The sequence below is a fragment of the Streptomyces sp. UW30 genome (genome assembly GCF_008042075.1).
Lineage (GTDB): Bacteria > Actinomycetota > Actinomycetes > Streptomycetales > Streptomycetaceae > Streptomyces.
The window spans coordinates 1355159-1376456 of the sequence record NZ_RDBN01000053.1; the positions used below are offsets into that span (position 1 = coordinate 1355159).

Sequence of the window (21298 nt, forward strand, 5' to 3'; positions counted from 1 at the left end):
AATGAAGGGCCGAGGTTCCATGCGCAAGCTTCACCAGGTCGCGCTCGTCGTAGCAGCAGCCAGTGGTCTGTCGGCCATCGGAGTCGGCCCCAGCGTCGCCGACGTGCCCGTCGGGTACGGCTCCGTTCCGCCACCCGCCGGCCAGCAGGACCTCCAGGCCACCTCGTGGACCAACTCGCAGGCCAGCGCGCAGCGCTCCAACCTGCCGAACGCGCACCGGCCGGCGCCGGCGCCCCACCACGGCGCCGATGTCACCCCGCAGGTCAACCCGCAACTGAGCCCCAAGATCAGCCCGCAGGTCAACCCGCAGCCGACCGTCGCGCCGTCCGGCCCGATCGAGCAGGCCAACCTCTTCCGCCCGTACCAGGAGTGCAGCCCGCAGTCCCTGCTCAACGCGGCCGTCCCGGTTGCCGTACTCGCCGCGGCCGAGACCGAGGGCGTCGACTGCGACCAGGCCAACAGCCAGGCCAACTCCCTGGCCCACGCCCGCTACACGCGCTGAGGCGCACTTCTTCGACCACGAGCCCCCGGCGTCGGTGCGACGGCCGGCGCCCGGGGCCCGTTCGCATCTGATGCGACTTCTGGGTGCTTCCGGGCGGGAGATCACAAACCTCGGCGCGTCGTACATATATGTCCGGATACTTCGTATTAATCTCCCGTAACTGTACGAAGTCGATCTCGCACAGATCGCACCCACCTCACTCCACCGGAGATGACATGCACAAGCTTCGCAAGGCCGCCGTCCTGGTCGTCGCCATCGGCACCGTCGGCCTCCTGGGCGCCGGTTCGGCCACGGCCGACGGCCACGGCGGCCAGGGCGGCAAGGGCGGCGACAAGTTCAGCGTGCTGCAGAGCTCCAACTGCAAGTCGCACGACCTGAACGTCGACGTCCTCGGCCAGGTCGGCGTCCTCAACGGCCTGCTGGGCAGCGCGCTCAACGGCGAGGGCAACCCGGGCGCGCAGGACACCCACCTCGGCTCGTCGATGGGCTGCAACAACAGCGCCTTCTAAGGCACTTACGGCCGGACAGCCGGCCGAAGCGGGAAACAAAGTCCCGGTACCGAGCCTCGCGCCCGGTACCGGGACTACTTTTTGCGCCGGATTCGCTCTGGATTCGCTCGCACGACAGGACATTCCATAGCCATCGGCCAAGATGGTGAGACTTTCCCGAATTCGGCGTGCCGCCGATTGCGTTGGAATACTTCCTATTAGCCTCCGTAATTGTACGAAGTCGGTCTGCAACAGATCGACCCAACTCCACTCCACCGGAGATGAACATGCACAAGCTCCGCAAGGCCGCCGTCCTGGTCGCCGCCCTCGGCTGCGTCGGACTTCTGGGGTCCGGCGCCGCCCACGCCGACGGAGGCGACTGGGGCAGCAAGGACAGCAAGGGCAGCAAGGGCACCAGCCTGAACATCATGCAGAGCAGCACCTGCCGCTCGCACGACGCCAACGTCGACGTCCTCGGCCAGGTCGGCATCGCCAACGGCCTGGGCGGCAACCTGCTCAACGGCGAGGGCAACCCCGGCGCGCAGGAGACCTCGCTGGGCTCGAGCATGGGCTGCAACAACAGCGCCTTCGGCAAGTGACGTAGGCCAGATCCTCTTCCGGTGCCCCGGCCGCAAGGCCGGGGCACCGGTCTTTTCACCACCGCTCATCGCCGCGTATTAATCAGAGCATTAGCCAGAGTATTAATCAGAAAAAATGCCGGATCGGGTTTTCTCCCGATCCGGCATTTCGCTGTCAGTGCGTCAGAAATTGAATTTGGGGAGCTTGAAGCCCTTGGGCAGCTTCGCCGTGTTGTTGCACTCCACGACCGGCCCGCGCTGCACGGACCCGCCGTTCACCATGCGCTCCTCGGGCCCGAAGCGCGGCCGCTCGACCGTGGTGCAGTCCTGCTTCTGCTGGACGGTGTACCCCCGCTTGTCCTTGTGGACGACCTCGCTCTTCTTCACGCAGACGATGTCTCCCTGGGCGGTGATCGTGCAGTCACCCTTGGGGTCATCGGCGTGCGCCGGCGCCGCGCCCGCGTAGATCACGGCGAGAGCCCCGAGGAGCCCCGAGACGGTTGCGATCTTCTGTCGACCGATCATGCTGCGTTCCTTTTGCCTTGGAGAAGCTCGGATTGCCTTGGAGAAGCCCGGACATGACACAGCCCGGCCGCGCTCCCTGATGGGTCTGCCGCGCGTCCGGGCTGCGTTGCTAAGGGTGTTGTCCAGCACACCGATGAACAGCCCGACCTGATCCAGGAGCAGGGACGTTCAGATCGTGCGCCGCGCATACGGTGTTCCGATGGATGTCGATGCGTCTGAGCCCTGAAAATCGCGCATCGACCCTCGGTGTCTTGTTACTGGGCGGCGTACGGAGCGGAGTACTCGCCGTAGCCGTACTCCGGAGCGGCAGCCTTGGGAGCGGCCTCCGGCGCGATCTGCGGAGCGGCGGCCTCGGGAGCGGCCTGCGGAGCCGCCTGCGGGGCGACCGCCGGGGCGGCCTCCGGCGCAGCGGCAGCCTTGTCGTGCGGACCACCCCACGTGGCCACCGCGTTGGCGGTCGAGGTGGCGACCGCGGTGACAGCCTGACCGTCCCAGTCGTCCTCGTGGGCGAAGGCGCTACCGGCACCGACACCGAAGGCGGACAGTCCCGCGACCGCTGCTGCTACGACCGCAACGCGCTGAAACCTGCGCATAGTTTGACCCTTTCTTCCCGGGCGCTAAGCCCTGGCGTGACTACTTAATGTGAGCATATACATTGAAACCGTAGCAATTTGGGACCTCTCGCCCTTTCCGTGTCGTGTCGGCCCATGGCAAGGCACCGGTGCGCACACCGATTTCCCTGACTGGAAAACGAGTCATCCCCGCTGTCGGGTCACGGGCGTTGAGAGCCGGTCACCCATTTGCCGAGAAGCGGGAGTTGGGCGCGCGAAAACGGCGGATGGCCGGACCCGGTCGACCSGGTCCGGCCATCCGCCGTTCGAAGAAGCTCAGCCCAACAGGCGCGCCAGCAACGGACTGGCGTCGTCCCGGTCGCTGGTGTCGTTGGTTGTGGGAGCAGGTGCAGCGGGGGCCTGCGCGGCGGGGGCCGCGTTCTCGTCGCAGGTGATGTGCGGGCCGATCCTCGTCTGCCCGTTGGACAGCAGGCCGGGGGTGGGCAGGGTCAAGGGCTCCGTCGGCTGGCAGCTCACGGTCCTGCGCAGGATGAAGCCGTCACCCTCGGGCGTCTGGCCCGTGACCTGCTGGGTGCAGATGATGTTGCCCCCGGGGTCGAGGGTGCAGGCACCCGGGCCCGCCGCGTGGGCCGGAGCGGCGCCGAAACAGGTCATGGCGAGGCCGCCGAGAAGCCCCGACACAGCCACGAACTTCTTGCCGTTGAACATGTGTTGCGTCTCCTTTGTGGGGGTGTGCCCGAACGTCGTACACCGCGAACGGCCGCGCCGGGCCCTGGGGGTGTCGCAGAGACGGACCCCGGAGCCCCGACACCTCCGGGACACTCGGGGCCGTTTCGCTTAGGAAACGAAGGACTGACCTGAGGGCGACCGATCCGCGTCCGACCAACCGCACATCGCCGCACCGGAGTTCATCAGGGTCGCCGCGACCGCGTACGGGCCGCTGGAGCGTGCTCGCGCTCCGGGCATCCGCACATGAGCGGGCCCCTTCGGGTACGACCCCGAAGGGGCCCGCGGAAGGCGTCGCGCACGACTACGCCGCCGACCTCAGCCGGTGAAAGCGTTGTTGAACTGGCCGCAGGTGGTGTCGAAGGTCTCGGAGAGACCGAGCACGGCGACCGGGACGTCGGTCGCGGCAACCGTCTGCGGGCTGCACTCCTGGTACGGGCGGWAGAGGTCCGACACGGACGGCGTGGCGTCGTAGGCGACACTCGTGCCGGCACCGATGGCGGACAGGCCGCCGGCAGCAGCTGCGGCGATCATGACCTGGTGAAGCTTGCGCATGGAACCCTCGGATTTCATTACATGTACATTGAGGCTGATTGCCTACTGTGACGACACGAACACTAGCAGTAGCGATCCGGGATCCTATTCCACACAGGGGCATGTCCCGTGTCCCTATGGGGACATGAGGCGATGGAATTCACCGACAAGGGTGTGGGGAAAAGAAGAGCGGGGCGGTTGTCATCGACAACCGCCCCGCTGGATTGAGCCCCCTGTCGGATTCGAACCGACGACCTGCTGTTTACAAGACAGCCGCTCTGGACCAGCTGAGCTAAGGAGGCCTGCGCGCGCTGTCACGCACGCGCCCGTGCAGTGTACCCAGGTTCAGAGTGGGCCCTGTCGAAAATTTCCGCGAAGTTCACATGCCCCCAGGTACTGACAGACCAGGCGAACGCCAGGTACCGTCCAGATCCAGTCCGCTCATGTGGACTAAACCAACCACCTTCCTACAACGGATCGTCCGGCACGTTCCTGCCGGTAGAAGGGGGCCCATTCACCATGGCCACTGTTTCGTTCGACAAGGCGACCCGGATCTACCCGGGCACCGAGAAGCCCGCCGTCGATGGTCTGGAGATCGAGGTCGGGGACGGCGAGTTCCTCGTCCTCGTCGGTCCGTCCGGCTGCGGCAAGTCGACCTCGCTCCGCATGCTGGCGGGGCTCGAGGACGTCAACGCCGGCGCCATCCGCATCGGTGACCGCGACGTCACGCACCTGCCGCCCAAGGACCGGGACATCGCCATGGTGTTCCAGAACTACGCGCTGTACCCGCACATGTCGGTCGCCGACAACATGGGCTTCGCGCTCAAGATCGCCGGCGTCAACAAGGCGGAGATCCGCAAGAAGGTCGAAGAGGCCGCGAAGATCCTCGACCTCACCGAGTACCTGGACCGCAAGCCGAAGGCCCTGTCCGGTGGTCAGCGCCAGCGTGTCGCCATGGGCCGCGCCATCGTGCGTGAGCCGCAGGTCTTCCTCATGGACGAGCCGCTGTCCAACCTGGACGCCAAGCTCCGCGTGTCGACCCGTACCCAGATCGCGTCGCTCCAGCGCCGTCTCGGCATCACCACCGTCTACGTCACCCACGACCAGGTCGAGGCCATGACGATGGGCGACCGTGTGGCGGTCCTCAAGGACGGTCTGCTGCAGCAGGTCGACACCCCGCGCAACATGTACGACCGCCCGGCCAACCTCTTCGTCGCCGGCTTCATCGGCTCCCCGGCCATGAACCTGGTCGAGGTCCCGATCACCGACGGCGGCGTGAAGTTCGGCAACTCGGTGGTGCCGGTGGACCGTGAGGCGCTCTCCGCCGCCACGGACAAGACCGTCACCGTGGGTGTCCGCCCCGAGCACTTCGACGTGGACGGCTCCGAGTCGGCCCAGGGTCTCGCGGTCACCGTCAACGTGGTCGAGGAGCTCGGCGCCGACGCGTACGTCTACGGCACCGCCAAGGTCGGCGACGACTCCAAGGATCTCGTCGTCCGTGTCAGCGGCCGTGACGTGCCGGAGAAGGGCAGCACGCTGCACATCGTCCCGCGTTCCGGTGAGACCCACGTGTTCTCCACCTCCACGGGTGAGCGGCTCTCCGACTGAGCGCGCACAGGCAGTACAACCCCGGGTAATTCACCCAGGTTGACGAAGAGGGCCCCGCAGAGCGCTGCGGGGCCCTTCTCGTTGTCGACAAATACCCCGGCAGACCGGGTCATTTCGAGCGCTGTGCGTCAACGCGCTGTTCAGAGATGGGCACCACTTCGTCCCCCGAACCGGTGACCAAATGTCGCCATATCAGCACTGAACGCTACCCTCACTCGCGTGAAGCACTCCACCAACCCACAGACACGACGCGGCCACCGGGGCCCCGCCCGCCAGCTCGGCCGCACCATCGCCTTCGTCCTGCCCGTCGTCCTGGTGCTCTCCGGGACCCTCGCGGTCACCCGGGTCAACTGGTCGGGGGACCCCTCGGACTCGGTGCTCACCGCGACCGACGTCTCGAGCGCGGGTGCCGCGAAGAACACCGCGCCGCGCGCCCCGCAGGACGTGCTGCGCGACCAGTTGCTGACCGAGCTGCAGGAGAAGGACCCGGGCGTCGCCCTCACCCACCTCCAGCAGGCCGTCGACGAGCGGCCGACACTCGCCCGGCACTGTGCGTCGATCGCCCGCGCGCTCGGTCGCGCGGCGGTTCGTATGTACGGGCCCACTCGGGCGCAGTCCTATTCACGGCCCGTGTGCGACACGGCGTTCGCCTCGGGGGTCGCCGGGGCGCACGGTTAGCGCGAGGCGCCGGCGCTGGGCCTCGATCGAGGAACGGTTGCCGGCGGACGCCGTGAGCGGGGCGCCGCGTACAGTTCGGGCATGACTGATCCGAACGCCGCGTCCCGCCCCGTTCAAGCCGTCATCCTGGCCGGGGGCCAGGGGTCCCGGCTGCGCCCGTACACCGACGACCGGCCCAAGCCGATGGTCGAGATCCCCGGTACGGGGACGCCGATCATCGGCCATCAGCTTTCCTGGCTGGCCGAGGAGGGTGTGACGGATGTAGTGATCAGCTGTGGGCATCTCGCCGAGGTGCTCCAGGACTGGCTGAAGTCGGCCGACCTTCCGGTGCGGGTCACGACGGTCGTCGAGACGGAGCCGCTGGGGCGCGGTGGCGGACTGAAGTACGCGGCGGGGCATCTGCCGCATCCGGACAGGCCCTGGTACGCGACCAACGGGGACATCTGGACGCGGTTCTCGCTGCGGGACATGGCGGACTTCCATGCCGAGCGGGACGCCGTGGCTACCTTGGCGCTCGCTCGGCCTCGCATTCCCTGGGGTGCGGTGAAGACGGACGGCTTCGGGCACATCACGGACTTCATCGAGGCTCCGCCGTCGACGTTCGAGATCAACGCGGGTGTGTACGTCTTCTCGCCCGCCTTCGCCTCTCTGCTGCCCGAGCGCGGCGACCACGAGCGTACGACCTTCCCCCACCTGGCCCGGGAACGCCGGCTGGCCGGGTTTCCGCTTCCGCAGGGGGCGTACTGGCGCGCCATCGACACGGCGAAGGACCTGACGGAGGCGGCGAAGGAACTGGCGGCTCTGGGGCGCTGACGCCGCGGTGTGGTCGTCGGATGCCTGCGGCGGCCCGTTGCTGCCCGGTGGGGGTGCGGGTAGCGCCTCACGGTTGTCTTGTGGGTCGGGGACGCGTCGGGGGGTGTCCGTCCTCGGTCCGGCGGTTGCTGTGCCTCAGAGGGGTGCTGTTTCTTGACGCCGGCCGCTGCGGGCGGACACCCCCCGACGCGTCCCCTTGCCGCCGTGGGCGACTGCGGGCTCGTGGGGCTTCACCTCTCGGTGCCGGTCGGCGTCTTTCAGCCCGTCCGGCGATTGAGGACGAGGCCCGTTCAGGGCCGATGCGGGGGTCTGGGGGGCGCTGGTTCTCAGGAGAACGGGTGATGATGGGCCCCGGACGCTGGTGCGTCTGGGGCCCATCGGTGTCGTAGGGCTCGGGCTAGCCCAATAGGCCGCCTACCAAGCCCGGTTCGTCCTCGGCGGAGCCGCCCGTGGAGCCGCCTCCGGACGTGGGGCCGCCCGACGTGGGGCCGGTCGTCGTGCTGGGGGCCTCGTCGGCGGGGGTGGACTGCTCGGGCGGGGCCTGGCCGTCCGTGCCCTGCGTCTGGCTGGGCGTGCCCGCGCCCGTCGTGCCCGTGTCGCTGGTGGCGCCCGGCGTGGTCGCGGCGCCGGACGGGGTGGCCGCGCCCGAGGTCGCGCCCTGCGTGGGCGAGTTGGAGGCCGACGGCGATTTGTCGTGCCGGTTGTCGGGCTCCTGGGGCAGAGGCGAGCCGGGGAGTTCGTTGCGCGGGGCCTCGCCGGGGCCCGGGACCACGACACGGTCGGCGTCGCGGACCGCACCGCCCAGCAAGGAACCGATCAGCAGGGTCAGGCCGGTGACGATCGCCGTGACCAGGGCGCCGCGGCGCAGGACGTACTGGCGCAGTTCCCAGATGTCGGAGCGGGGGCCGAGGCGGCGCCAGGCCATGCCCGCGAGGCGGCCGTCGATGGAGTAGACGGGGGCGCCGGCGATGATCAGCGGGGACCAGGCGGCGAGATAGATGATGTCGGGGGCGTCGTAGACCGGGACGCTCTTCCAGCTGACCGTGACCAGGAGCGCCGCGGAGAGCATGGCGCCCACGACCGCTGCGACGCGCTGCCAGCAGCCCAGGACCGTCAGGACGCCGACGATCACCTGGAAGAAGGCGATGACGAGGCCGGATCCGACCGGGTGTTCGAGGGCGAACTGGCGCAGCGGTTCGGCGACTTCCCAGGGGTGCAGGGTGTTGAGCCACTTGACCATGGAGCCGCGCTTGCCGCCGTCGAAGTAGACGGGGTCGCAGAGCTTGCCCATGCCGGCGTAGATGGAGATGAAGCCGAGGAAGACCCGGAGGGGGAGCAGGACGACGCCGAGGTTCATGCGGCGGCCGGGATAGTAGGCGTGCCGCGCGGGGTCGTCGCCGCCGAGTCGCTTGGGCGGTGCGTCGGCGTCGTCCGGGCCGTGGGGATCATCGCCGATGAAGTCCTCGGCCGCGTACGCGAATTCCTCGTCGTAGGCGCTCTCGACCGTGCGCATGTGGGGCAGCAGCCGGGTTTCGAGGGATTCGTGCGTGCGCTGGGCGCCCACGAGCGGCGTTTCGACCGTCCGCGCCATCTCGTCCTCGTAGCCGACGTCGACGCGCGGGATGACCTGGGTGCCACCGGCGGCGGGGGCCGGCTCGTCGCCGTGGCGGACGCTGCCGTCCCGCACGGCCTGGAGGAGCCGGTGGGCGCCCGTGTCGTCAGGCGCGGACGTGCCGTTCCAGACGGCGACCCGGCGGCGGGCGCCCGATGCCGCGCCCGCTCTGCCGCCCGAGTTGACGAGGGGCATGAGGGCGGTGTCCTCGGTGGCGCTCAAGTGCCGWGCGATCCGGGGGGATTTGGTGCGCCCGGTCGACGCGCCCAGCAGCACGCGGAAACTCGCGTGACTGACGATGATCTGCGCCGGATCGCTCGGCACCTTCACCATGCTCAGCGCGGGAGCGTCGTCGTATCCCGACGAGCGGTCCCCCGTGGGTGTGCGGGGTGTTCTGGTGTCCACACTCAACTAACCGAGTGACGTGTGGTTAGGACACTGCTTTGACCGGTCCGATCTGTCCGGACCCCGTCAAGGATGCGCAGGTCGCACCACTGTCACCAGAATTAACCCGCACGAGTGACGCCACGGATGTCTGTTCAGACGCGTCGGCGAGCCGCCTCGTACAAGACGATTCCTGCGGCCACACCGGCGTTGAGGGACTCCGCGCCGCCCGGCATCGGGATGCGTACGCGGTGGTCGCACGTCTCGCCGACCAGCCGCGACAGGCCCTTGCCCTCGCTGCCGACCACGATGACCACCGGACCCTCCAGGGCCTGAAGGTCGCCGATCTCGGCCTCGCCGTCGGCGGCGAGACCGACGACCGCGATTCCCGCCTTCTTGTACGCCTCCAGGGCACGGGTCAGGTTCGTGGCCCGGGCTACCGGCGTACGGGCCGCCGTGCCGGCGGACGTCTTCCAGGCACCGGCCGTCATGCCCGCCGCGCGACGCTCGGGTACGACGACTCCGTGGCCGCCGAAGGCCGAGACCGAGCGGACCACCGCACCGAGGTTGCGCGGGTCCGTCACCCCGTCGAGGGCGACGATGAGCGGGTCCTCGCCCGCGTCGGCTGCGGCGTCGGCGAGGTCCTCGGGGTGGGCGTACTCGTAGGGCGGGACCTGGAGGACGAGGCCCTGGTGGTTGAGGCCGTTCGTCATGCGGTCCAGCTCGGGGCGCGGGGCCTCCATGAGGTTGATGCCACCGCGCTCGGCGGCGAGCTGGAGGGCCTCGCGGACGCGCTCGTCGTTGTCGATGAACTGCTGGACGTAGAGGGTGGAGGCCGGGACGCCCTCGCGCAGTGCTTCGACGACCGGGTTGCGTCCTACGACCATCTCGGACGTGCCCTTGCCGCCGCGGCCGCGCGGTGCGGGACGGCGCGCGGCCTGCTTCGCCTTGGCGTTCGCGATGCGGTTCGCCTTGTGCTTCTTGCGCATCTCGGCGGGCGGGGTCGGGCCCTTGCCCTCGAGACCCTTGCGTCGCTGGCCGCCACTGCCGACCTGCGCGCCCTTCTTGCCGGACATGCGGCGGTTGTTCGCGGCCATGACCTACCCGTCTGTCGTGAAGCGTTCGTACGTACGTCTATGAAGTGTGCCGCCCGATGGGCCGGGCGGCACAATCGATCTTCCTGTGCCTGGCCCCGGTCAGCGCGGGCCGAGGCTCCAGCGCGGGCCTTGCGGGCTGTCCTCGATGACGAGGCCCGACTGGCCGAGCTGGTCGCGGATGGCGTCCGCGGTGGCCCAGTCCTTGCGGGAGCGGGCTGCTTCGCGCTGGTCGAGGACCATGCGGACCAGGCTGTCGACCACGCCGTGCAGGTCCTCGCCGCGGTCGGTCTCGCCGGCCCAGTGCTCGTCGAGCGGGTCCAGGCCGAGGACGCCGAGCATGGCGCGCACCTCGGCGAGGCGGGCCACCGCGGCTTCCTTGTCGTCGGCGGCCAGTGCGCTGTTGCCCTGGCGGACGGTGGTGTGCACGACGGCGAGCGCCTGCGGGACGCCCAGGTCGTCGTCCATCGCCTCGGCGAAGGCCAGCGGCACCTCGGGCGACGGCTCGACGACGCCCGCCTTCTCCACCACGCGCTGCACGAAGCCCTCGATGCGCGCGAACGCCGACTCGGCCTCGCGCAGGGCCTCCTCGCTGTACTCGATCATCGAGCGGTAGTGCGGGGTGCCGAGGTAGTAGCGCAGGACGATCGGGCGCCAGGCCTTGACCATCTCGCTGACCAGGACGCTGTTGCCGAGCGACTTGGACATCTTGTCGCCGGCCATGGTGACCCAGGCGTTGTGCACCCAGTACTGGGCGAAGTCGTCGCCGTAGGCCTTGGCCTGGGCGATCTCGTTCTCGTGGTGCGGGAAGATCAGGTCGAGGCCGCCGCCGTGGATGTCGAAGGCGCTGCCGAGGTACTTGTGCGCCATGGCCGAGCACTCCAGGTGCCAGCCGGGACGCCCCGGGCCCCACGGCGTCGCCCAGGTCGGCTCGCCGGGCTTGGCGGACTTCCACATGGCGAAGTCGCGCGGGTCGCGCTTGCCGGTCTCGCCATCGCCGGACGGCTGCAGGAGGTTGTCCAGCTCCTGCCGCGACAGTTCCAGGTATCCCGGGAAGGAGCGCACGTCGAAGTAGACGTTGCCGTCGGACTCGTAGGCGTGACCGCGCTCGATGAGGCCCTGCATCATCTCGACCATCTCGGTCACATGGCCGGTGGCACGGGGCTCGTACGTCGGCGGCAGGCAGCCGAGGGCGGTGTAGCCGTCGTTGAACGCCCGCTCGTTCTCGTACCCGATGGACCACCACGGGCGGCCCTGCTCGGCGGCCTTGGCGATGATCTTGTCGTCGATGTCCGTGACGTTCCTGATGAACGTCACGCCATAGCCGCGGTACTCGAACCAGCGGCGCATGATGTCGAAGTTGAGGCCGGAGCGGATGTGACCGATGTGGGGCGCGGCCTGCACGGTGGCACCACAGAGGTAGATCGAGACACAGCCCGGCTTGAGCGGGGTGAAGTCACGGATCTGCCGGGCGTTGGTGTCGTACAGGCGAATAGTCACGACACCAGGGTAGTGGGCGGATGAGGGTGCCTGGTGCGTAAGTGAGGTTTGGTCGTTGTCGTCTGCGGGGCGCAGGTCCACCCCGCTAGCCGACCCGCACCACCAGTGCCGTCGCCACCGCCATCAGGCCCTCGCCGCGGCCCGGGAAGCCCAACCCGTCGGTGGTCGCGCCCGACACCGACACCGGTGCGCCCGCCGCCGCCGACAGGATCTTCTGCGCCTCGTCGCGCCGCTTGCCGATCTTCGGGCGGGGGCCGACCACCTGGACCGCGATGTTGCCGATACGGAAGCCCGCCTCGCGCACGATGCGGGCCGCCTCGGTGAGGAGTACGACGCCGGAGGCGCCCGACCACTCGGGGCGCCCCGTGCCGAAGTGCCGGCCCAGGTCGCCGAGGCCGGCCGCGGAGAAGAGCGCGTTGCAGGCGGCGTGTGCGACGACGTCCGCGTCGGAGTGGCCGGCCAGACCCGGGCCCTCGCCCTCCCACTTCAGGCCCGCGCACCACAGCTCGCGGCCCTCCTCGAAGGCGTGGATGTCGGTGCCGATACCGACCTGCGGGAGAACCGGTTCAGAAGCCATCGTTCAGCCTCCGGCGGGCCAGGACCGCCTCCGCCAGGACCAGGTCCAGCGGGCGCGTGACCTTGAAGGCCTCCTCGTGGCCGGGGACGATCACGACCGTCAGGCCGAGCCGTTCGACCATGCTGGCGTCGTCGGTGACGTCGTCCGTCACCGTCTCGTGCGCACGGATCAGCGTGGCGCGGTCGAAGCCCTGCGGGGTCTGTACCGCGCGCAGGCGGGCGCGCTGCGGGGTGGCGACCACCGGCTCGGGGGCCCCGGGCGTCTGCGCGGGCTCGACCTCCTTGACGGTGTCCGCGAGCGGCAGCGCGGGCACCACGGCCGCCGCTCCGTCCCGTACGGCCTCGATCACCGCGTCCACCGTGTCCACCGGCACCAGCGGGCGGGCCGCGTCGTGCACCAGGACGATGTCGTGATCCGGCGGCAGCGCGTCCAGGCCGAGCTTGACGGACTCCTGGCGGGTCTCGCCGCCGGGGACCACAAGGAAGTCGGTGCGCTCGGGCAGCGCGTGGGCGTCGAGCATGCTCTTGACCTCGGGGGCGCCGTCGGGCGGGGCCACGACGACGACGAGGGAGACGGCGCGGGACGCGGCCATCGCGCGGACCGCGTGGATGAGCATGGGCGTGCCGTTCAGCGCGCGAAGTGCTTTGGGGGCGCCCGGACCGAGGCGCACGCCCCGACCTGCGGCCGGAATCACCACCGCGGTACGGGTTCCACTGCGGGCTTCCGAGGGCGAAGGACGCGAATCGTCAGACATCGGTTCCTGTCAGGTTTGTGTGCTCGACCTAGTTGGGTATGGCCTGGGGGTGCCCCCTGCTCGAGCGAAGTCGAGAGCTTGGGGGAGTGCCGGGCGCGAGCCTTGACCGGACCCTTCCGTGACAGTCGGTCGAGCCTGCTGCCCGGGCCCGGCACGTCAAGTATCGGGGGCGTCCCCGAAGTAAGGCGCACGTGGCAGGACACGCACGGCGCCCGCGAGCGAACATGCCGCAGCGCCCGGCGACAGCAATTACGTCATCGGGCACCGCGGCACTTCTTTGAATTCAGCACAGTGCTGAACTGAGGGTGCTGAACTGAGGCGGGTGGGACCGCGTCAGGACGCGAGAACCTCGTCGAGCAGGGCTTCGGCCTTGTCCTCGTTGGTGTTCTCCGCGAGAGCGAGCTCGCTCACCAGGATCTGGCGGGCCTTGGCGAGCATGCGCTTCTCACCGGCGGAGAGTCCGCGCTCGCGCTCACGACGCCACAGGTCACGCACGACTTCCGCGACCTTGATGACATCGCCGGAGGCGAGCTTCTCCAGATTTGCCTTGTAACGACGCGACCAGTTCGTGGGCTCCTCGGCGTACGGCGCGCGCAGCACCTCGAAGACCCGGTCCAGCCCGTCCTGACCGACCACATCACGCACGCCGACGAACTCCGCATTGTCCGCTGGCACACGTACCGTCAGGTCACCCTGGGCGACCTTCAGCACCAAGTAGGTCTTGTCCACGCCTTTGATCTGGCGAGTTTCGATGGCCTCGATCAGCGCGGCCCCGTGATGGGGATAGACCACGGTGTCGCCAACCTTGAACGTCATGTGACAGGTACCCCTTCCGTGGCTATCCAGAGTAACACGGAAACTGCGGGTTCTGAATGGCGTTTTCGCAGGTCAGGGCATATCTCGGGGCTTGACAACTCCAACAGGAACGTGCTGCGCGGGCCGAACGGAAGAAGGTATTCGCAGGTGGGAGCGGCTCTGCGGGCGGGGTGAAACGCGCACGTTACGCGCATCCGGCGGCACCTCCGTGTGGTCGAACGTACACAAATGTCCGGTTCCAAGTGTGCGACTTCCGCTACTCCGTTCGGCGTCCCGAGTCGGGTACCGGACGATTCCTGGAATTGATCACGGCCAGGTCGGACGGCACGGTCGGTGATCAATTCCGGGAGGGTCGCGCATTCCTTCACGGAAATTTTGCGGGTGGGCTTGCAAGGGGCTTATGTGAATGGCGGACGAGCAGCCGGGCAATGTGACTCCCGGGCCACTCGCGGGTGAAGAGACGGGGCGCGGAAGAGGTACTTCGACGGCACTTCGGTCGCCGAGGGGAGGGTCGGGTGCGGTCACGCGGGAACGGCTCGGTAACCTAAGGCCGCTGACAGACACTTAGGGCGGCTCTACGCGCCCGCTCCGTTCGAGTCAAGGAGTTGCCGCCGCCGTGAGCAGCAGCCTTCGACGCGGCGCACTCGCTGCCGCCTCCCTCGCGTTCTCGATCACCTCGCTCGCCGCGTGCGCCGCCGGCAACAACAGCCAGACGCTGGAGATCAAGCCGGACAACGCGGCCACCTCCGTCGGCGACATCAAGATCCAGAACGCCATCGTCATCACCCAGCCGGACCAGGAGTCGACCGGCCCGGCCGCGATCTCCGCGACCCTGTTCAACTCCGGCACGACCGCCCAGACGCTGGACGCGATCAAGGTGGACGACATCGACAAGACCGCCGAGCTCAAGGCCGCCAAGGGCGGCAGCCTGAGCGTCCCGGCCGGCGGCTCGCTGATCCTCGGCGGCAAGGACAACGCCTCCGCGGTGCTGGCCAGCAGCAGTGAGGCCCTCCGCGACGGCGACGCGCAGAAGATCACCTTCACCTTCAGCAAGACCGGTGACGTGAGCCTGCGCGCGTTCGTCGTGCCCGCCGAGCGCTACTTCGAGGGCTGGGGCCCGAGCGCGGTGCCGGAGGTTCCGGGCACGTCGTCCTCGCCGACGGGGTCCCCGGCCGGGGACGCCGAGTCCACGCCGACCGGCACTGCCTCCGCCGGCTCGACGGAAGGCGCCGGTGCCGGCAGCGGTGCCGGGACCGAGGGCGGTACGCCGACCGCGACGGACAGCGCCTCGCAGTCGGCCGCCGGCCACTGAGCGGTCGTACGGCACCTGGCACAGCCGTAGAAAAGGGCGGGGCCCCGGAAATCCGGGGCCCCGCCCTTTGTCGTCGCGGCTGCGGTTTACGGCTCGAACTTGTAGCCGAGGCCTCGCACCGTCACCAGGTACCGCGGCGCGCCCGGGTCCGGCTCGATCTTGGCGCGCAGGCGCTTGACGTGGACGTCGAGGGTCTTGGTGTCGCCGACGTAGTCGGCGCCCCAGACCCGGTCGATGAGCTGCATGCGGGTCAGGACGCGGCCGGCGTTGCGCAGCAGCATCTCCAGGAGGTCGAACTCCTTGAGGGGGAGGTCGACCTTGGAGCCGGAGACCGTGACCACGTGGCGGTCGACGTCCATCCGGACCGGGCCCGCCTCCAGCGCGGCCGGTGTCACCTCCTCCGGCTCGCCGCGGCGGCGCAGGACGGCCCGGATACGGGCGACCAGCTCGCGCGAGGAGAACGGCTTGGTGACGTAGTCATCTGCTCCTATTTCCAGGCCGACGACCTTGTCGATCTCGCTGTCCTTGGCGGTGACCATGATCACCGGGACGTTGGAGCGGCCGCGCAGCTGGCGGCAGACCTCGGTGCCCGGCAGGCCGGGCAGCATCAGGTCGAGGAGGACGAGGTCGGCGCCGTTGCGCTCGAACTCGTCGAGTCCGTCGGGCCCGGTGGTCGCGACGGCGACCTCGAAGCCCTCTTTACGGAGCATGTACGACAGGGCGTCGGAGAAGGACTCCTCGTCCTCGACGACGAGCACACGGGTCACGGAAGGACCTCCGGGGCGGAAAGCGTTTCGTACGCGGGTGAGTCGGGGGCAGTGGGGGATTTCGATAGTGCGGGCTGCCCGGCCTCGTCGTCGAGATCGGGGTGCTGCTGAGCGCGGTCGCGGGCCGCACCCGCCTCCGGCAGCCGCAGGGTGAACGTGGAGCCCTGTCCCTCGGAACTCCACACCGTGACCTCCCCGCCGTGCGAGGCGGCCACGTGCTTGACGATCGCGAGACCGAGGCCGGTGCCACCAGTGGCACGGGAACGGGCCGGGTCGACGCGGTAGAAGCGCTCGAAGATGCGCTCCTTGTCCTTGTCCGAGATGCCGATGCCCTGGTCGGTGACGGCGATCTCGATATTGTCCCCGCCCGCGATGCTGAGCCGGCGCGCGGCGATGCCGACGCGGGTGCGGGCGGGCGAGTAGTTGACGGCGTTCTCGACGAGGTTGCCGAGGGCGGCGGCCAGCTGACCGCGGTTGCCCCAGATGCTGAGGTCCTCGGTGCCGCCGGCGGCCATGGTGATCTGCTTCGTGCCGGCGGCGTGCCGGCAGCGGTCGATCGCCTCGGCGACGAGTTCGTCGACGCGGACGGGCTCGGCGTCCTCCAGCGGGTCGTCGTTCTGCACCCGGGAGAGGTCGATGAGCTCCTGCACCAGGTTGGTGAGCCGGGTCGCCTCGATCTGCATGCGCCCGGCGAAGCGCTCCACGGCCTCCGGGTCGTCGGAGGCGTCCATGACCGCCTCGGACAGCAGGGAGAGCGCGCCGACCGGGGTCTTGAGCTCGTGACTGACGTTCGCGACGAAGTCGCGTCGTACCGCCTCTATCCGCCGGGCCTCGGTGAGGTCCTCGACGAGGAGGAGGACGAGACGGGAGCCGAGCGGCGCGACACGGGCGGACACGGCGAGGGCCTCGCCGCGTCCGGTGCCACGCCTCGGGAGGTCCAGCTCGACCTGCCGTATCTCCCCGTCACGTCGCGTGTCCCGGGCCATCTGGAGCATGGGCTCCACGGAGAGCTTGCCGCCGCGCACCAGACCGAGGGCGTACGCCGCCGAGCTGGCCTTGACGACCGCGTCCCCTTCGTCGAGGACGACCGCGGACGAGCGCAGCACCGACAGGACCGTGTCCACGCCGGGCGGCAGGACCGGGTCGGTGTGCAGGGAGGTTCGAGTGGGTCGCTTCAGGTCGCGTTCGCTCCAGCGGAACGCCAGCATGGCGATGACACCGGTAAGAACCCCGGCGATCGCTGCCGCTGCGGCGACCGCCGCGTTCACGTCCATGCATCCAGGTTAGGCATGTCGCGGGCCGTGCCCACAGCCGTCGGAGTGCGAGCTCGAACACTCGTCGCCCAGAGTTCACCTTGGAGCCAGTGTTGGTTCATTTGGGGTGGCTGAAACGGACGCGTAGGCACCGGATCGTGAGGTCGTGGGGTTCGCACGGCCGGTTTGGCGCGGAGATCACACAGTCGGTTTAGCGTAGAGATCGCACTGGCGGTTTCACGACAGTCCGACTGTCGTTTTCGCGACGGTCTTACTGTCTGAGGGCATGACGGTAGGACTGCCTGTTCCACGACAGGACGGTCTCCTGGCGCCCGGAACCCCCGAGGCATACGTAAGAGAGGGACCCTGATGCGGGACGCGTACCACGAGGAACTGGACTCGATCGGCGACAGTCTGGTCGAGATGGCCCGGCTGGTCGGGTCGGCGATCGGGCGCGCCACGGCGGCGATCCTCGACGCCGACCTGAAGCTGGCCGAGAGCGTGATCGAGGGTGACGAGAAGGTCGACGACCTTCAGCACGACCTGGAGGCCCGGGCCATAGCCCTGCTGGCGCGACAGCAGCCGGTGGCCACGGACCTCCGCATAGTCGTCACCTCGCTGCGGATGTCGGCGGACCTGGAGCGCTCGGGCGACCTGGCCCAGCACGTGGCGAAGCTCACGCGGCTGCGCTACCCCGCGCGCGCCATCCCGCAGGACCTGCACGCGACCATCCTGGAGATGGGCCAGCTGGCGCAGCGCCTGATGGCGAAGGCGGCCGAGGTGATCGTCACGAAGGACGTCGACCTCGCGATGCAGCTGGAGCAGGACGACGACGCGATGGACCTCCTCCACCGCACGCTCTTCCAGCACCTGATGGACGAGCGCTGGAAGCACGGCATCGAGACGGCGGTCGACGTGACGCTGCTCGGCCGCTACTACGAGCGGTACGCCGACCACGCGGTGGCCGTGGCGAAGCGGGTGGTCTACCTGGTGACGGGTGAGCACGCGGACGAGCTTCAGCCCGACATCCAGCCGGACATCCAGCCGGTTTCGGGAGTGGAGGGGGCGTAGCTCCCCTCCGGGGTGCGGCCGGCGCGGGCCCGTGAGCGGGCTCGCGGAGAGCTGTTCGGGGCGCGTGCAAGCCTCTGTGCGCCGTTGATGCGCCCAGCTGGGCGGGCATGCAATGGGCACAGGCACCAGCCTCGAGGAGGGACCATGGCCGAATCCCCCAGCACTCCCGGCACCACGCCCGACCCCACCCAGGAACGCCCGACCGAGCAGCCCGCCGACATCAGGAGCCTCCCGCTCTTCGGCGCCTGCGGCTGCGGCTCGGGCTGCGGGTGCGGGTGCCAGTCGGGGAACCCTTGCCAGTGCGGGTGAGGGTGCAGGACGCGGCGGGTCCGCGGCGTACGGCGCCGTGGATGCCGTAGATCACGTACGACGGTGAGGGCCTCGGCGCGGATGACGCGCCGGGGCCCTTTGCCGTGCGGGTCCTTCAGGTGGGGCTAGTCCGCGTCGATGCAGGCGACGGCGGAGACGACGACGCGGGGTTCCGATTCGGCTTCGGCGTAGTGGTCGAAGATTTCGTGCCCCGAGCTCGTGGTTGCCGGACTGGGCGCCGGCGCGGGTGGCACGGGGCACGCCCGGGGGCTCGATGCCGACGGCTCGACGCGTGGGCGTGGGCCGGACGTCGGCTCGATCCCGTCGTTGATCGCCTCGGTGAACGACCACCCGGCGACAGCCAGCACGAGCCAGCCCCCGGCCAGCCATGCCTTCATACGCCTGCTCATCCCGCCCCCACTGGTAGACCTCACGGCAACCGGGCAGTCGACGGCCCGGAGTTGGCCCCGGTGCAGCGACAAGCCCCCTGCCTGTGGAGAACGCACAGGCAGGGGGCTTGATCAGCTCGGGTTACTTCTTCTTGCCCTGGTTCTTGACCGCCTCGATGGCCGCCGCGGCCGCCTCCGGGTCCAGGTACTTGCCGCCGGGGGTCAGCGGCTTGAAGTTGGCGTCCAGTTCGTAGGACAGGGGGATGCCCGTCGGGATGTTCAGGCCCGCGATGTCGGCGTCCGAGATGCCGTCCAGGTGCTTGACCAGGGCGCGCAGGCTGTTGCCGTGGGCGGCGACCAGGACCGTGCGGCCGGACAGGAGGTCCGGGACGATGCCGTCGTACCAGTACGGGAGCATGCGGATGACGACGTCCTTCAGGCACTCCGTGCGGGGGCGGAGCTCCGGGGGAATCGTCGCGTAACGGGGGTCGTCCGACTGGGAGAACTCCGTGCCGTCCTCGAGCGGGGGCGGCGGGGTGTCGTACGAGCGGCGCCACAGCATGAACTGGTCCTCGCCGAACTCGGCGAGGGTCTGGGCCTTGTCCTTGCCCTGGAGGGCGCCGTAGTGGCGCTCGTTCAGGCGCCAGCTGCGGTGGACCGGGATCCAGTGGCGGTCGGCCGCCTCCAGCGCCAGCTGCGCCGTGCGGATCGCGCGCTTCTGGAGTGACGTGTGGACCACGTCGGGGAGAAGGTCGGCGTCCTTCAGGAGCTCGCCACCGCGGACTGCCTCCTTCTCGCCCTTCTCGTTGAGGTTCACGTCCACCCAACCGGTGAACAGGTTCTTCGCGTTCCACTCGCTCTCGCCGTGGCGGAGGAGGATCAGCTTGTACGGTGCGTCGGCCATGCGTCCGAGCGTAATCCAAGGCTTTGGCCCGGTGCGCGCCCCTCCCGAAGGGCGGACGGTTGACGGGATCTGTTAATTGAGTGGCTGCCGCGAAGGGCGCGCTTGTAAGTTGCCGATACCGCCTGAGCTTCTTACATCCGGTGCTGGTGCCGGCTACATCCGTGGGGACCCGTATGCCACTCGCCGCCATGAGGCGCGCCACCCGAGAGACCGTATCCGGGCTCCCCCGCGAGTTCTGGTGGCTGTGGACGAGCACGCTGGTCAACCGGCTCGGCGCCTTCGTCGCCACCTTCATGGCCCTGTACCTCACCCTCGACCGCGGCTACTCCGCCTCCTACGCCGGCCTGGTCGCCGCGCTCCACGGACTCGGCGGGGTCGTCTCCTCGATCGGGGCCGGGGTCATGACCGACCGGCTCGGGCGGCGGCCGACCCTGCTCGTGGCGCAGGCCTCCACCGCCGTATCCGTGGCCGTGCTCGGGTTCATGCACCACCCCGTCGCCATCGCCGGCGTCGCCTTCGTAGTCGGCGCGGCCTCCAACGCCTCCCGGCCCGCCGTGCAGGCGATGATGGCCGACATCGTGCGGCCCGAGGACCGGGTACGCGCCTTCTCGCTCAACTACTGGGCCATCAACCTCGGCTTCGCCATCTCCTCCATGGCCGCCGGCTTCATCGCCGAGGTCAGCTACCTCGCCGGGTTCCTGATCGAGGCGGGCATGACGGCCGTCTGCGCGATCGTGGTGTTCGTGAAGCTGCCGGAGTCCCGGCCCGTGCGGGCGGAGACGGAGAAGGCCGACGAAGAGGTCGGGCTCAGGGCCGTGCTGCGCGACAGGCGTTTCATGGCCGTCGTCGGACTGTCCTTCCTCGTCGCCCTCGTCTTCCAGCAGGGCTCGGTGGGTCTGCCGATCGCGATGGGCGACGCCGGGTTCTCGCCCGCCGACTACGGCCTCGCCATCGCCGTCAACGGCGTCCTGATCGTCGCGCTCCAGATCCCGGTCACGCGGTTCATCGACCGCCGGGACACGAAGAAGATCCTCATCGTGTCGTCCCTGCTCGCCGGCTACGGCTTCGGCCTCACCGCCTTCGCCGGCTCGGTCGGCGTCATCGCGCTGACGGTGTGCGTCTGGACGCTCGGCGAGATGCTGAACGCCCCCACCCAGACCGGCCTCGTCGTCCGCCTCTCCCCCGCCCAGGGGCGTGGCCGCTACCAGGGCATGTACACCCTGTCCTGGTCGGTCGCGGCCCTGGTCGCACCCCTGATGTCCGGCTTCGTCATCGACCGCTTCGGCGCCGAGTGGCTCTGGGCTCTGTGCGCGATCACCGGGACCGCGGCCGCCATCGGATACGGCGCCCTGACACGCCGCCTTCCGTCAGAGGCCCCGGCCGAGACTCCGACGGCCACCGAGGCCGACGTCAGCCCCGTCGTCGGCCCAGTCGTCGGCACGGAGCCCGACGTCCGCACGGCCTGATCCCCGGTCTCGCACCGACTGCCTGCTGAGCCCGCATTCCACGGGGTATACAAGGAGGCGCGGTAC

At 69.3% G+C, this 21298-nt stretch carries 23 protein-coding genes and 1 tRNA gene; 9 read left to right on the forward strand and 15 right to left on the reverse strand.

Features of this window, described 5'->3' with window-relative positions:
- The 3 genes from EAO75_RS40495 to EAO75_RS40505 all read left to right on the forward strand — a co-directional run.
- The coding region (locus EAO75_RS40495; RefSeq protein ID WP_261989616.1) for a hypothetical protein at window positions 1-502 on the forward strand (502 nt) is incomplete at its 5' end.
- A 215-nt stretch (window positions 503-717) separates the two neighbouring features.
- Entirely contained in the window at window positions 718-1011 is a 294-nt protein-coding gene (locus EAO75_RS40500; RefSeq protein WP_148000039.1) for a hypothetical protein, read from the forward strand.
- Between the two features lie 266 nt (window positions 1012-1277).
- Window positions 1278-1589 carry a hypothetical protein gene (locus tag EAO75_RS40505; protein ID WP_148000040.1) on the forward strand — a complete coding sequence of 104 codons (312 nt, stop codon included), beginning with the start codon at window positions 1278-1280 and terminating at the stop codon, window positions 1587-1589.
- A gap of 162 nt (window positions 1590-1751) precedes the next feature.
- On the opposite strand, the gene EAO75_RS40510 is transcribed toward EAO75_RS40505, so the two are convergent.
- The 5 genes from EAO75_RS40510 to EAO75_RS40530 all read right to left on the reverse strand — a co-directional run bounded on the left by EAO75_RS40510 (window position 1752) and on the right by EAO75_RS40530 (window position 4227).
- Window positions 1752-2093 carry a hypothetical protein gene (locus EAO75_RS40510; RefSeq protein ID WP_261989617.1) on the reverse strand — a complete coding sequence of 114 codons (342 nt, stop codon included), beginning with the start codon at window positions 2091-2093 and terminating at the stop codon, window positions 1752-1754.
- Window positions 2094-2347: 254 nt separating this feature from the next.
- Window positions 2348-2686, reverse strand: coding sequence for a hypothetical protein (locus tag EAO75_RS40515; RefSeq protein ID WP_148000041.1), 339 nt, complete (start codon window positions 2684-2686; stop codon window positions 2348-2350).
- Window positions 2687-2980: 294 nt separating this feature from the next.
- Window positions 2981-3373 (reverse strand): hypothetical protein, encoded by a 393-nt coding sequence (locus EAO75_RS40520; protein ID WP_148000042.1) that lies wholly within the window; start codon window positions 3371-3373, stop codon window positions 2981-2983.
- 336 nt (window positions 3374-3709) lie between these two features.
- Complete coding sequence (locus EAO75_RS40525) at window positions 3710-3946, reverse strand: hypothetical protein (RefSeq protein WP_148000043.1); 237 nt, start codon at window positions 3944-3946, stop codon at window positions 3710-3712.
- Window positions 3947-4152: 206 nt separating this feature from the next.
- Window positions 4153-4227 (reverse strand) — tRNA-Thr (locus EAO75_RS40530).
- A 217-nt stretch (window positions 4228-4444) separates the two neighbouring features.
- Here EAO75_RS40530 and EAO75_RS40535 point away from each other — a divergent pair.
- The 3 genes from EAO75_RS40535 (at window position 4445) to EAO75_RS40545 (ending at window position 7024) form a co-directional block, all read left to right on the forward strand.
- Window positions 4445-5533, forward strand: a complete 1089-nt coding sequence (locus EAO75_RS40535) for an ABC transporter ATP-binding protein (protein WP_148000044.1) — start codon at window positions 4445-4447, stop codon at window positions 5531-5533.
- Between the two features lie 219 nt (window positions 5534-5752).
- On the forward strand, window positions 5753-6211 hold the full coding sequence (locus EAO75_RS40540) for a hypothetical protein (protein WP_148000045.1): 459 nt from the start codon (window positions 5753-5755) through the stop codon (window positions 6209-6211).
- An 81-nt stretch (window positions 6212-6292) separates the two neighbouring features.
- A complete protein-coding gene (locus tag EAO75_RS40545; RefSeq protein WP_148000046.1) occupies window positions 6293-7024 on the forward strand; it encodes an NDP-sugar synthase in 732 nt (243 codons plus the stop codon).
- A gap of 397 nt (window positions 7025-7421) precedes the next feature.
- On the opposite strand, the gene EAO75_RS40550 is transcribed toward EAO75_RS40545, so the two are convergent.
- The 6 genes from EAO75_RS40550 to EAO75_RS40575 all read right to left on the reverse strand — a co-directional run bounded on the left by EAO75_RS40550 (window position 7422) and on the right by EAO75_RS40575 (window position 13761).
- Complete coding sequence (locus EAO75_RS40550) at window positions 7422-9041, reverse strand: DoxX family protein (RefSeq protein WP_148000571.1); 1620 nt, start codon at window positions 9039-9041, stop codon at window positions 7422-7424.
- Window positions 9042-9175: 134 nt separating this feature from the next.
- On the reverse strand, window positions 9176-10117 hold the full coding sequence (rlmB, locus tag EAO75_RS40555; RefSeq protein ID WP_148000047.1) for a 23S rRNA (guanosine(2251)-2'-O)-methyltransferase RlmB: 942 nt from the start codon (window positions 10115-10117) through the stop codon (window positions 9176-9178).
- Between the two features lie 99 nt (window positions 10118-10216).
- Window positions 10217-11614 carry a cysteine--tRNA ligase gene (gene cysS / locus EAO75_RS40560; protein ID WP_148000048.1) on the reverse strand — a complete coding sequence of 466 codons (1398 nt, stop codon included), beginning with the start codon at window positions 11612-11614 and terminating at the stop codon, window positions 10217-10219.
- Window positions 11615-11699: 85 nt separating this feature from the next.
- Complete coding sequence (ispF, locus tag EAO75_RS40565) at window positions 11700-12191, reverse strand: 2-C-methyl-D-erythritol 2,4-cyclodiphosphate synthase (protein WP_148000049.1); 492 nt, start codon at window positions 12189-12191, stop codon at window positions 11700-11702.
- Entirely contained in the window at window positions 12181-12945 is a 765-nt protein-coding gene (gene ispD / locus EAO75_RS40570) for a 2-C-methyl-D-erythritol 4-phosphate cytidylyltransferase (RefSeq protein ID WP_148000050.1), read from the reverse strand. The genes ispF and ispD overlap by 11 nt, the downstream gene beginning before the upstream one ends.
- A 333-nt stretch (window positions 12946-13278) precedes the next feature.
- Window positions 13279-13761 (reverse strand): CarD family transcriptional regulator, encoded by a 483-nt coding sequence (locus EAO75_RS40575; RefSeq protein ID WP_003953493.1) that lies wholly within the window; start codon window positions 13759-13761, stop codon window positions 13279-13281.
- Between the two features lie 616 nt (window positions 13762-14377).
- Between EAO75_RS40575 and EAO75_RS40585 the strand changes: the two genes are divergently transcribed.
- Entirely contained in the window at window positions 14378-15073 is a 696-nt protein-coding gene (locus EAO75_RS40585) for a copper chaperone PCu(A)C (RefSeq protein WP_148000051.1), read from the forward strand.
- Between the two features lie 86 nt (window positions 15074-15159).
- Here EAO75_RS40585 and EAO75_RS40590 read toward each other — a convergent pair whose 3' ends face one another.
- On the reverse strand, window positions 15160-15840 hold the full coding sequence (locus tag EAO75_RS40590; RefSeq protein ID WP_015659563.1) for a response regulator transcription factor: 681 nt from the start codon (window positions 15838-15840) through the stop codon (window positions 15160-15162).
- Window positions 15837-17114, reverse strand: coding sequence for a sensor histidine kinase (locus EAO75_RS40595; protein ID WP_148000052.1), 1278 nt, complete (start codon window positions 17112-17114; stop codon window positions 15837-15839). Before EAO75_RS40595 ends, EAO75_RS40590 begins: the two co-directional genes overlap by 4 nt.
- A gap of 348 nt (window positions 17115-17462) precedes the next feature.
- On the opposite strand from EAO75_RS40595, the gene phoU reads away from it, so the two are divergent.
- Window positions 17463-18164, forward strand: a complete 702-nt coding sequence (phoU, locus tag EAO75_RS40600; RefSeq protein WP_148000053.1) for a phosphate signaling complex protein PhoU — start codon at window positions 17463-17465, stop codon at window positions 18162-18164.
- Window positions 18165-18598: 434 nt separating this feature from the next.
- Here the strand turns inward: phoU and EAO75_RS40610 are convergent, their stop codons facing one another.
- Both EAO75_RS40610 and EAO75_RS40615 read right to left on the reverse strand, forming a co-directional pair.
- Window positions 18599-18883, reverse strand: coding sequence for a hypothetical protein (locus EAO75_RS40610; protein ID WP_148000055.1), 285 nt, complete (start codon window positions 18881-18883; stop codon window positions 18599-18601).
- A gap of 121 nt (window positions 18884-19004) precedes the next feature.
- Window positions 19005-19766, reverse strand: coding sequence for a phosphoglyceromutase (locus tag EAO75_RS40615; protein WP_148000056.1), 762 nt, complete (start codon window positions 19764-19766; stop codon window positions 19005-19007).
- 173 nt (window positions 19767-19939) lie between these two features.
- On the opposite strand from EAO75_RS40615, the gene EAO75_RS40620 reads away from it, so the two are divergent.
- The gene (locus tag EAO75_RS40620) at window positions 19940-21232 is read left to right on the forward strand and encodes an MDR family MFS transporter (RefSeq protein ID WP_148000057.1); all 1293 of its coding nucleotides are present in this window, start codon (window positions 19940-19942) and stop codon (window positions 21230-21232) included.
- Window positions 21233-21298: the final 66 nt, after the last annotated feature.